Source organism: Dactylosporangium sp. NPDC000244 (assembly GCF_040300725.1).
Classification (GTDB): Bacteria; Actinomycetota; Actinomycetes; order Mycobacteriales; family Micromonosporaceae; genus Dactylosporangium.
Window position 1 is genome coordinate 1 of record NZ_JBEPEH010000093.1, and the last position, 11,183, is coordinate 11,183.

The window sequence follows — 11,183 nt, forward strand, 5'->3', positions numbered from 1 at the left end:
CGGCCTGAACGTGAATCGAAACATGGGCATCTCCCGCTGGCGGACGGGTCAGGAACGCCCAGTGTGTCCCACTAAATCGCCATAGAACAATGTCCGACAGCGATTTGTTTAACTTTGTTTACTACTTGCAACGCTTCGCGAAGCCGCACGTCAGCAGCCAGTTCCCGCAGCGGCACGGCCAGTTGCACAACCCGCCGCCCGGAAACGACAACGACGGCCGGGCCCGGGTGTACCGAGCGCCGGCCGCCGCCGAAACCGTAGCGTCAGATCTTCAGGTCGTACTGGTACAGGTTGTACTTCGTCATCAGCGCGACGACCTTCGTCGTATACAGCGGGTCCGTCGCATAGCCGCCCTTGTGGATCTCGGCGATGAACTGGTTCGGGTTCGTCGTGTAGTTGAACGCGGCCGCGTACCGCGCCAGCGACTTCAGGTTCGCCCCGTGGTCGCGGAAGGAGTCCACCGACGTGCGGTAGGTGCGGAACGTCGCCACCGTCGTGACGCAGGCGCCCGCGGCGTTGCACTCCTGCGTGGAGTACGCCTTGCAGCCCGCCGCGTAGGAGCCCGGCGCGTTGTTGAAGCATTTCATGCCGAAGAAGTTGTTGTCGTTCGCCGACAGCGAGCTGCGGCCCCAGCCCGACTCCAGGATCGCCTGCGCCAGGGTCACCGACGCGGGCACCTTCGTGTCGCGCTGGCTCTGCTGGGCGGCGGGGATGGAGGCGGCGAGGAACTGCTCGTTGGTCATGGTGCCGGTCGGGCCCATCGGCACCGCGGCCACCGGCGCGGACGGGGCGGGGGCGGGGGCGGCCGGCGCGGCGGGGGCCGCGGGCGGGGCGCAGACCGGGAGCTTCGGGTTGCCGGAGACGAACGCGTGCGAGATGTAGTCGCCGATCGCGGTGCGGTCCCACTGCGCGGTCTTGCGCACGTTGCCGCGCAGGTACTGTCCGCTCACCCGGCAGGTGACCGTGACCTTCTGCTTGTTCTTGACGATCCGGGTCTGGCCGAACCAGTTGGCGGCGCCACTGCGAGCGGCGAGCGAGCCCTTGACGCGAACACTGACAACGGCGGCGTCGGCCGGTGCAGCGGCCACGACGAGCGTCGTGGCGGTCGCGGCAAGGGCCAGCGCCGGAGCGAAAACGAACTTCGTGAACGAACGCAGCATCAGACGATCTCCGGTGCAGGGGTGAGCAGGACCCCACAAAGATCGTCAACCGGCGTTGCGGGCCTCGTTCCCCGCCGGGTGCCAGGCCGTTGCCAGGCCCACCCGGACGCCCTCGGCGCGCAGGCGCTCGAGCGCTCCCGAGCCCTGCGGCACGAGCGTCAGCGCGCTCGGCGGCAGGTCGTGCCGGCGCGGCGTGCCCAGGACGGTGCCGAACAGTTGCGGCTCGCGCTGCTGCGGCACGGAGACCGGCACCGCAACGCTGAACCCGCCGCCCCGACCGAGGAGGCGCCGGGCCCGAGCGCGGTCATCGCCGGCCCGACGAGCGAGAGCACGAGCAGCAGCGCGAAGCGGCCCCGGGTGCCGCTCACCGGGGCGGCGACGGCGGCCGTCTCGAGCAGTGCGCGCCGGCTCAGTTGGTCCCGTACTGCTGCTTGAGCGCCAGGTAGTCGCCGAGGCCGAGGCCCCGGTACGCGGTCGAGCAGTCCGGCAGCCCGTCGGTCATGGTGAGCGCCGAGTGCTGGGCGTAGGAGACGTGGCCGAGCCCGAAGGCGTGGCCGAACTCGTGGGTGATGGTGCCCTCGAGGTCCCAGCGGTTGCTGCACGACGGCGGGATGTTCAGGAAGAACAGGCCCTCGGTGTCGTCGATGAGGATGTCGGCCTCGACGCTGCGGCCGTTCTCCTTGCCGCCGTACCACCAGATGCACGTGACCGCGAGCAGCCCCTGGTTGAGCGGGCCGAAGGAGACCGCGTTGTACCCGTCGCGCTGGCCGCACCCGCCCGTGGAGGTGACACCCGCGGTGCGGTCGGTCTTGCCCGCGTACGACTCGGAGATCCCGAGGTTCTGGGGCAGGCCGCAGTCGTTGCGCCCCGTGTCGACCGTGTAGGCCGCGCTGCGCAACGAGTTCACGACGGCGGTGCGGTCGCCGAGGTAGGCGGGGATCGTCTTCTCGTTGACCCGCCACTTGAGCTCGCTGCGCCAGCGCATCCCCAGCCAGGTCCCGGCCGGGTCCGCGCAGCGCCCGCCGTCCATGGCGGCCTCGGCGGGCTGCCCGGTCGGCGGTCCGGGGATCACGACGGCGAATCGAGCGGTATGCATGGTCATGGGTGGTTCGCCCACGAGCCAGGCCGCGCAGAGTACGAGCGGTAGCAAGGCCCGCAGCATCGCCGCCAGACCAGTGTCGATCTTCGGCACGAATCCATTCTGAGCCGCGCAACCCCTCGCAGGGGTGATTTTCGGCAAACGCGCCCGGGACGCCATGGCCCGCTGATTGCCCACCTGCGCCCGCTCGACACCCACCCCGCACCGGCCCGTCGGGTGAACGGTGGCGGCCGTCCGAGCGGCCGCCGGACAGACCAGCCCGATCACACTCGGTCATCCTTGAGTCACACCGAGCTGAGGGGGACGCACATGAGGGCCATCGTGAAGCTGATCGCACGCACCGCTCGCGGCGACCGCGGCGCGGCGACGCTCGACGTCGGCCTGGGGGCCATCCTGCTCGGCGTCACGCTGGTCGCCGCGGTCACGCTCTTCGGCTGAACCCGGCCCGCGACGGCCCTGAGGGCGGCCCTAGCGGCAGCAGGCAGGTGACCACGGTCCCCTGCCCGGTCGCCGGAGTAGCCCAGATCCGGCCGCCGTGCCGCTCCACGATCGTCTTCGTGATCGCCAGGCCCAGGCCGGTCCCCTGGCTCTGCCGCTCGTGCGAGCGGCTCGACCGGAAGAACTGCTCGAAGATCTGGTCGATCTCGTTCTCCGGAATCCCCATCCCGGTGTCGGAGACGGTCAGGCGCACCTGCTCCCCGTCGAGGTCGGCGGCGAGGCGCGCGTGCCCGCCGGCCGGGGTGAACTTCAGCGCGTTGTCGAGCAGGTTGATGACCACGCGTTCGAGCTGGTCGCGGTCGCCCTGCACGAACAGGGGGTCCTCGGGCAGGTCGACTTCCAGGTGTACGTCCCGCTGCCCCCGAATCGCCTGCAGCGCCTCGAGGGCGCCGGAGACCACCGCCGCGATCTGCACCGGACCGGCGTTGATCTTCACGGCCCCGGCCTCGATGCGCGAGAGCATCAGCAGGTCCTCGATCAGGGCGAGCAGGCGGCGCGCGTTGCGCTCGACCGCGGCCAGCAGCCGGGCCTGCGCCTGCGCGACCGGGCCCGCGTCGCCGTCGACGATGACCTCCACGTTGCCGAGGATGCTCGTCAGCGGCGTGCGCAGCTCGTGCGAGACGGTCGCGACGAGGTCGGCCCGCACCTTGTCCAGCTCGCGCAGGCGCGCGGTCGCGTCGCGCTCGCGGTCCAGGGCGTGGCGCATCGCCTCGACGGTGCGCCGTTCGCGGGTGACGTCGCGGGCCACGCTGAGGTAGCCGGCGACGTCGCCGCACTCGTCGCGGATGACGCTGACGGTCTGCGCCACCGGCACCAGGGAACCGTCGTGGCGCCGGTAGACGCACTCGCGCGGCTCCATGTCGCCGGCCCGCGCGGGCGCGAAGAGCTTCTCGAGCGAGCCGAGCCCGCCGGGCGCGTGGAAGCGGGCGAGGTCGGCGGTGCCCACGACGTCGGCGGCGCGATACCCCAGCAGCCGCTCGGCCCCGGCGTTGAACACGGTCACCGTCCCGCCCCGGTCCACGCCGATGATGGCCTGCTCGGTCGCGGCGGCGAGCACGTCGGCGAAGAGCCGCTCGGTGCGCCGCTGTTCGGTGACGTCGATGCCGGTGCAGATCACGTGCGCGAAGCGGCCCTCGTCGTCGGTGATCGCCGCGGTGCTCCAGGCGATGCGGCGCCGGCCGCCGGGGACGATCCAGTCGCGCTCGGCCGAGCGCGGGAGGCCCGTGGTGGCGATGCCGGCGAGCTCGGCGTCCAGTCTCGGGCCGTCGACGACGGAGAGGCCGAGGTCGCGGTACGGCCGCCCGATCACCTCGGACGCGTCCCGCCCGGTCAGCTCCTCGCAGCGGCGGTTGAACGCGGTGACGGTGCCGTCGGCGTCCGCCGCGATCACGAGGAAGCCGGTCGAGTCGAGGATGGCCTGGCTGAAGTCGCGGTCGCGGCGGGCGCTGTGGGTGGCCCGCACGAGCTGGCGGGCGGCCGCGCGGGCGTGACGGGTCCAGCCCTGCGCCGCGGTGGCCACGATGATGCCGATGGCGACGACGAGCACGCCCCGGCGCCACTCGGCGCGCAGCACGTCGGTGTCGAGCAGCGCGGGCACGGCGAACACGAGCGCCATGACGGTGACGCCGGCCGCGGTGGCGAGCCGGCCGTGGTAGAGCCCGAGCCACAGCACGGGCAGCAGGGCGAGCGGGGCGTAGCCGGTCGGCCCGCCGTCGCTGCCGACGTTGAGCAGCACGACCACGCCGAAGTACCCCAGCGGCGGGATGGCCTCCAGCAGGATCGGCATCCGCCCCCACGGCACGAGCACGACCAGGGCCAGCAGCACCAGCACCAGGCCGGCGGCGGCCGCGAGGGCGACGGGGTGCACGCTCGGCGGCAGCAGGGCGACGCCGAACGCGAGCGCGGTCACCGCGAGGAACGGCAGGAGCCGCGGCCGGCGACCGGGTGCGTCCGGCGTCCGCGGTTGCGCCTCGCCCAGGGACATGCACTCATTCTCGGGCGTATCGGGCTGTGCGGGCATGCGAACGCGATACAACCCAATACGAACTGCCGGGGGCCGCGACCGCGAGCCGGGCCGGACACGCGGCGAGACCCGGCCGCGACGCGTCGCGGCCGGGTCTCGGCGTGCTGCTGGGCTTGCTGTTGGGCTTACTTCTCGGTGCGCAGCATCTTGCTGAGGGCCTTCACGGCCACGTCGCTGGGCGAGGCGGCTTCGCGGTTGGCCTTCTGCAGCTCGCGGTACACCTCTTCGCGGTGGACCTGGATGCTGCGGGGCGCCTTGATGCCCAGCCGCACCACGTCGCCGCGCACGTCGAGCACCGTGACGACGACGTCGTCGCCGACCATCACGCTTTCTCCGGGACGTCGGGTCAGGACGAGCACAAGCCGCTCCTTCGCTGGGCGATAGGCGAACAGTACCCGAATTGTCGGCATCGCCGGGCGGGAATGCCCGGCGTCACCCCGTTCAGGCGACCATGAGCTTCTGGCGCACCGGAAGCCCGCTGTGACTGAGGATCAACTGCACCGCCCGGCGGCTGCGCTGGTCGAGCACGATCGGAGCCATCAGGTTGGCGGTGGCGTCCTCGGCGCCGGCCTCCCCCGCGGTGACCACGAGCAGCACCAGCAGGTCGCTCTGGTCGGCGACGCCGAGCGCGGCGAGGGTCTCGTCGTCGATCTCGGCCTCGTAGTCGGGGAAGAACTGCGTCGGCGGGACGACCAGGAACCGCAGTCCGTCGGTGTCCACGGACTTCAGCGAGAACAGCACCCCGGCGTCGTCCAGGCGCACGAGCACGAAGCGGCGGTCCTCGGGGAAGCCCGGGATCGGCGCGACGAAGTCGATCACCGGCAGCGTGGTCGTCTCCGGACTGTCAACGGTCGCGACGCTCATAGATTCCTCACGATGACTGGAGCCGCCTCGCGGCCTACCGCAGGAAGTCCACCAGCGACGGCTGGATGACCTTCGCGGTCGCGGCCAGCGCCGCCTGATATGCGGTCTGCTGCAGGGACAGCTCGGTGATGGTCTTCGGCAGGTCGATGTCCTCGACATCGGACAGCTGGGTCCTCAGGTCGAGCACCCGGTTCTCCGCGGCCTGCTGCAATTGTGAAACCTGATTATATCGGGATCCAACCCCCGAAAGCCCCGTCTGCACCTGTTTCTGCGCCGTGTCGACGCTGGCGAGGTCCGCCTGCAACGCGCTGGGGTTGTTGCGCAGGTCGTCGGCGATCCGCTGGAGCATGTTGAAGACGTTGCCGGAGCCGGAGCCGAACACCGTCGTGGCATCGGTGTCGACACGCACCGAGGCATTGGCCCCGACCGTGCGGTTCACCGAGCCGCTGTCGCCCACGTAGTTGCCGCTCTGGTCGTAGGCGATGCTGCCGGCGGTGGTGCCGCCGAAGATCGGGCGGTCGAGGTAGGTGGTGTTGGCCAGGTCGAGCATCGAGCCGCGCAGGTTGTCGACCTCCAGGGCGATCGCCTCGCGGGCCTCGGAGTTGCCGCCCGTGCCGTTGGACATGCCGGTCAGCACGAGCTCGCGGACCCGGTTGAGCTGAGTCGAGGCGCTGGTCAGCGCCGTGTCGGCCTGGTTCAACCAGCCCATCCCGTCATCGCCGTTGCGTGAGTACTGATTCAGCGTCGCCATGTCGCTGCGGGTCTGCATCGCGATGACCGCGCCGCCGGGCGAGTCCGACGCCTTGGTGATGAGCTTGCCGCTGGAGAGCTGGTTCTGCAGGTCCTGGTTCTTCTGCAGGTTGACCTGCAGGTTGGCCAGGGTGTTCGTGGCCACCGACCGTTCGGTGACGCGGAAGCCGGGCATCCGTTCCCTCCTCCTGCTACCTCTTCATGTTGATCAGCGTGTCCATCGTGGTGTCCACGACGCTGATCACCTTCGCGGCGGCCTCGTACGCCCGCTGGAACTGCAGCAGGTTGGTCATCTCCTCGTCGAGGCTGACGCCCGACTCCGCCTGCTCGGCGGACGTGGCGTCGTCGGCGATGACCTGCTGCGCCTGGGCGCGCCGGTTGATCGTCTGGGCCTGGATGCCGACGTCGACCACGAAGTTGCGGTACTGCGTGTCGGGCCCCTGGGGGTCCTGGGCGATCGCGGCCAGCGCGTTGGCGTTGTCGCCCTGGTACGACGTCGTCGCCGTGCTCGACGCGGCGATCTTCGTCGGGTCGGTGATCGCCACCTGGATGTCCTTGGCGCTCGAGCCCGTGAAGAACGCGCCGCCCGGCTGCGGGTTCGGCGTGCTCGACGGCGGCGTGGTGCTGATGTCGTAGCCCTGCGCGTGCTGCGCGTTCACCTTCTGGATGAGGGTGCCGGCCACGCTGTCCAGGCCCGCCACCGTGTTCGGGATGGTGGAGGTCAGCGCCTCCAGGCCCGAGGCCATCTTGCCCGTGGTGATGCCGGCCGAGGTGTTGTTGTCGGCGTACACCACCTGCACCGGGTTGACCGCGATCCCGTCGACCGTCGTGCTGCCGACCGCCTTGAGGTCGCGCACGGTGTCGCCCTGCACCAGCAGGTTGCCGCCCAGCGAGACGTCGACGCTGCCGTTGTCGTTGAGCCGGCCGGTCGCGCCGGTGAGCTCGGAGAGCTTCAGCACCAGCCGGTCGCGCTGGTCGGACAGCTCGTTGGTCGGCATGTTGGCCGTCTTGGCCAGGGCGATGCGGTCGTTGAGGTCGGCGATGCCCGCCGAGGTCTGGTTGACCACGGCGACGTCGGCGTCGAGGGCCTCGCGGGTCGCGCCGAAGAGGTTGTCGAGGTTCTGCCGGGTCGTGCCCATCGTCGCGGCGACGGTGTTGGCGCGCGAGAGCAGCTGGGTGCGGGCCGAGGTGTCGCCGGGCCGGTTGGCCACGTCCGACCACGCCGACCAGTAGTCGGCCAGCTGGGCCTGCAGGCCGTGGTCGCCGGGCTCGCCGAGGGACTGCTCGACGTTGCCGAAGACCATGCTCTGCGCCTGCAGGTACTCGTTGAGCCCCCGCTCGGCCCGGGTCCGGTTCGTCATGAACTCGTCGTGCAGCCGGGTGACGTCGGTGATGCGCACGCCGTCGCCGACCCCTTGGCTGGTCGACCAGCGGGCCGGCGTGGAGAGGTTCTCGACCGGCGAGAGCTCGACGCGCTGGCGGGAGTACCCCTCGGTGTTCGCGTTGGCGATGTTCTGCCCGGTCAGGTCGAGGGCGCGACGCTGGGCGTAGAGGGCGGACAGGGCCGTGTTCAGGCCGGAAAACGTGCTCATCTACATCGCCTCGTCAATCAGCCGGGTGCGGGGGGCGGCCGCGACGGTCTCCCCCTTGCGCCCGTAGGTCTCGACGGACCCGACGACGGCGAGCATCGTCTCGCGCGCCGCGCGGGCCCCCGTGGTGAGCAGGTCGCGATTCGCCTCGGCGATCGCGCTCACCTCGGCGGTGATCGTCAGGAACGCCTTGCGGTGCTGGTTGAGCAGGTCGGACCACGGCGCCGGGGCGGCCTCGGCGAGCTTGCTCAGGCTCGGGTTCGGGCCCAGCCCGAACTCGGCGCCGATCGCCTCGACCTCGGCGGCCCGCACGACCTCGGTACGCCGGATCTCCTCCAGCACCACCTCGACCTCGCGGGTGGCGTGCGCGAGCCAGCGCGTCCGGCCGGAGGCGAGCACGAGCTGCTCCTCCTCCAGCTTGAACAGCAGCAGCTCCAGCATCTCGCGCTCCCGCCACAGGATGCTCGCGAGATCCGCCAGCGCCATCCGTTCCGCCTCTCCCTCGTGCGATGGGTCGGCCGGGCGGCCGGCGCGTCGCACATCCGCGTCGTCTTCGCCCGGTAGTTCGGCATTTCCATGTCCGGCTTGAGCACTACCGGTTCGCAACTTTGCGTCACCCGGGCCCGCACCCGGGGCTGCCGAGTCTGGTTCTCGACCAACCAACTCCTGCCACGAAGAGGTTGCCGTGACCACCACCGCCGAAGCCCCCGCCGCCACCGCCCTGAGCCCCACGGAGCTGGACGCCCAGGTGCGCGCCCACCTCCCGCTCGTCGGGCACCTGGTCCGCGAGATGCTCGGCCGGCTCCCGGCCCACGTGTCCCGCGAGGACCTCATCTCCGCGGGCATGGCGGCCCTCGCCGGCGCCGGGCGCTCCTTCGACCCGAGCCGCGGCATCCCCTTCGGCAGCTTCGCCACCAGCCGCATCCGCGGCGCGCTGCTCGACGAGCTGCGCGGCCTGGACTGGGCCAGCCGCTCGGTGCGCGCCCGGGCCCGCAAGGTGGAGACGGTGCAGCAGGAGCTGACCGGCCGGCTGGGCCGCACGCCGACGCAGGCGGAGCTGGCCGAGGCCATGGGGGTCGGGGTCGACGAGCTCAAGAGCATCGACGACGACGTGCAGCGCGCGGTCGTGCTGTCCCTGCAGGGCTTCACCGCCGGCTCGGCCGAGGAGCTGGTCCCCGAGCGGGCCGCCGGTCCCGAGGACCTCATCCTGCACCGGGAGCGCATCGGGTACCTGCACCAGGCGATCAACGCCCTCCCCGAGCGCCTGCGCACGGTCGTCACCGCGTACTTCTTCGACGAGCGCCCGATGAACGCCATCGCCGAGGAGCTCGGCGTCACCGAGTCGCGCATCAGCCAGCTGCGTGCCGAGGCCCTGGTGCTCCTGCGCGACGGCCTCAACAACCACCTCGACCCCGAGATGCTGGCCGGCTCCGGCGGCAACGGCTGCGTGGCTCGCCGGCGCGAGGCGTACTACGCCAGCATCGCCGCGCAGGGAAACCTCAGCGCCCGCCTGGCCGTCACGACCCCGCTGGGGATGCCCCGCGCCGCGTAAGGCGCACACCGAGACCCGCAGCGAGTCGCCACGGATGCTCCGGAGGCGACGGACGAACTCGCTGCAAAGCCGCGGCCCGAACGGACTCGGGGGCGGTAGGAGCACCACCCGGGCACGGACGCCCAAAGCACGGACGCACGGTTGGTTCGCAAGGCAGGGGCATGGAGGCCCGCATCGGGCACGGACGCCCCGGACACCGCGTGGCACGGACGCCGGAACGACGCGGGAACACGGAGGTTCCCCATGGGGCTCGGGAGCGGCCCGGCAGCGAGGCCGGGCCGTTCCCGAGAACAACCTTTTCGCAACCGAGAGAGACCGGTTGTGTACCCAAAGTGACAGAAGCTGGATCTTGCCGGGCGATCACCGAGAGCCCGCCACGAGTACCGACTCCTGCCACGAAGAGGTTGCCGTGACCAGCACCGCCATCAAGACGACCAGCGCCGAGCGAGAGGCGCTCGTGCGCACCCACCTCCCGCTCGTCGGGCATCTCGTGCGCGAGATGCTCGGCCGCCTGCCCGCGCACGTCTCGCGCGAGGACCTCGTCTCGGCCGGCATGGCCGCGCTCGCCGGCGCGGCGCGCTCGTTCGACCCCGCCCGCGGCATCCCGTTCGGCAGCTTCGCGACCACCCGGATCCGCGGCGCGCTGCTGGACGAGCTGCGCGGGCTGGACTGGGCCAGCCGATCCGTGCGTACCCGGGCCAGAAGGGTCGAGACCGCCCAGCAGGAGCTCACCGCCTCGCTCGGGCGCACCCCGACCCAGTCCGAGCTGGCGCAGGCCCTCGGCGTGGCCGTCGACGAGGTCAAGAGCATCGACGACGACGTGCAGCGCGCGGTCGTGCTGTCCCTGCAGGGCTTCACCGCCGGCTCGGCCGAGGACCTGGTGCCCGAGCGGGCCGCCGGCCCCGAGGAGCTGATCCTGCACCGGGAGCGCATCGGGTACCTCCACCACGCCGTCAACGCCCTGCCGGAGCGCCTGCGCACGGTCGTCACCGCGTACTTCTTCGACGAGCGCCCGATGAACGACATCGCCGCCGAGCTCGGCGTCACCGAGTCCCGCGTCAGCCAGCTGCGCGCCGAGGCACTCATGCTGCTGCGCGACGGGCTCAACAACCACCTCGACCCGCACCTCGTGGCGGCCGCGCGCGACAAGGGCTGCGTGGCGCGCCGGCGCGAGGCGTACTACGCGAACATCGCCGCCCAGGGCGACCTGAGCGCGCGCCTGAACATCACCAACCCGCTGGGCGTGCCGCGAAGCTTCTGAACGTTCGCGGATTCGCCCTCAAGAGCCCGGCTGACCAGCCGATATAGGACACGAGCGAGCCAGGGACGGCCCGCTGTACGACCCGATTCACGGAGGAGTAGTCATGGGTCTTCGGATCAACAACAACATCGCCGCGCAGAACGCGTACCGGAACCTGTCGGTCACCGACACCCAGATGAGCAAGTCGCTGGAGAAGCTCTCTTCCGGCTACCGGATCAACCGTGCCGCGGACGACGCGGCCGGCCTCTCCATCAGCGAAGGCCTGCGCTCCCAGATCGGCGGCCTCAAGGTTGCCGTGCGCAACGCCCAGGACGGCATCTCCGTCGTGCAGACCGCTGAAGGTGCGCTCACCGAGACCCACTCGATCCTGCAGCGCATGCGTGACCT

At 71.1% G+C, this 11,183-nt stretch carries 13 protein-coding genes; 4 read left to right on the plus strand and 9 right to left on the minus strand.

Features of this window, described 5'->3' with window-relative positions; genetic code table 11:
* Nucleotides 1–263 precede the first annotated feature (263 nt).
* From gsmA to ABT369_RS57220, 3 genes are all read right to left on the minus strand, one after another.
* A complete protein-coding gene (gene gsmA / locus ABT369_RS57210; RefSeq protein WP_350627070.1) occupies nt 264–1,160 on the minus strand; it encodes a sporangiospore maturation cell wall hydrolase GsmA in 897 nt (298 codons plus the stop codon).
* Between the two features lie 45 nt (nt 1,161–1,205).
* A complete protein-coding gene (locus ABT369_RS57215; protein ID WP_350627072.1) occupies nt 1,206–1,412 on the minus strand; it encodes a hypothetical protein in 207 nt (68 codons plus the stop codon).
* 157 nt (nt 1,413–1,569) lie between these two features.
* A complete protein-coding gene (locus tag ABT369_RS57220; protein WP_350627074.1) occupies nt 1,570–2,352 on the minus strand; it encodes a zinc metalloprotease in 783 nt (260 codons plus the stop codon).
* Nucleotides 2,353–2,568: 216 nt separating this feature from the next.
* Between ABT369_RS57220 and ABT369_RS57225 the strand changes: the two genes are divergently transcribed.
* Nucleotides 2,569–2,697: a hypothetical protein gene (locus ABT369_RS57225; RefSeq protein ID WP_350627076.1), complete on the plus strand. Its 129-nt coding sequence runs from the start codon at nt 2,569–2,571 to the stop codon at nt 2,695–2,697.
* Here ABT369_RS57225 and ABT369_RS57230 read toward each other — a convergent pair.
* The 6 genes from ABT369_RS57230 to flgN form a co-directional block, all read right to left on the minus strand.
* Entirely contained in the window at nt 2,681–4,741 is a 2,061-nt protein-coding gene (locus ABT369_RS57230) for an ATP-binding protein (RefSeq protein WP_350627078.1), read from the minus strand. The two genes, ABT369_RS57225 and ABT369_RS57230, sit on opposite strands and share 17 nt — an antisense overlap.
* 164 nt (nt 4,742–4,905) lie before the next feature.
* The gene (gene csrA / locus ABT369_RS57235) at nt 4,906–5,139 is read right to left on the minus strand and encodes a carbon storage regulator CsrA (protein WP_350627080.1); all 234 of its coding nucleotides are present in this window, start codon (nt 5,137–5,139) and stop codon (nt 4,906–4,908) included.
* Nucleotides 5,140–5,221: 82 nt separating this feature from the next.
* Nucleotides 5,222–5,644, minus strand: coding sequence for a flagellar assembly protein FliW (fliW, locus tag ABT369_RS57240; RefSeq protein ID WP_350627082.1), 423 nt, complete (start codon nt 5,642–5,644; stop codon nt 5,222–5,224).
* A gap of 34 nt (nt 5,645–5,678) precedes the next feature.
* Nucleotides 5,679–6,569 (minus strand): flagellin N-terminal helical domain-containing protein, encoded by an 891-nt coding sequence (locus ABT369_RS57245; protein WP_350627084.1) that lies wholly within the window; start codon nt 6,567–6,569, stop codon nt 5,679–5,681.
* Nucleotides 6,570–6,585: 16 nt separating this feature from the next.
* Nucleotides 6,586–7,986, minus strand: coding sequence for a flagellar hook-associated protein FlgK (gene flgK / locus ABT369_RS57250; protein ID WP_350627086.1), 1,401 nt, complete (start codon nt 7,984–7,986; stop codon nt 6,586–6,588).
* A complete protein-coding gene (flgN, locus tag ABT369_RS57255; RefSeq protein WP_350627088.1) occupies nt 7,987–8,469 on the minus strand; it encodes a flagellar export chaperone FlgN in 483 nt (160 codons plus the stop codon).
* Between the two features lie 199 nt (nt 8,470–8,668).
* Here flgN and ABT369_RS57260 point away from each other — a divergent pair, with 199 nt between their 5' ends.
* The 3 genes from ABT369_RS57260 to ABT369_RS57270 form a co-directional block, all read left to right on the plus strand.
* Entirely contained in the window at nt 8,669–9,535 is an 867-nt protein-coding gene (locus tag ABT369_RS57260; protein WP_350627090.1) for a sigma-70 family RNA polymerase sigma factor, read from the plus strand.
* Between the two features lie 409 nt (nt 9,536–9,944).
* A complete protein-coding gene (locus tag ABT369_RS57265; protein WP_350627092.1) occupies nt 9,945–10,796 on the plus strand; it encodes a sigma-70 family RNA polymerase sigma factor in 852 nt (283 codons plus the stop codon).
* A gap of 103 nt (nt 10,797–10,899) precedes the next feature.
* Nucleotides 10,900–11,183, plus strand: a 284-nt coding sequence (locus tag ABT369_RS57270) for a flagellin N-terminal helical domain-containing protein (protein ID WP_502891968.1), incomplete at its 3' end; no start/stop codon positions are given.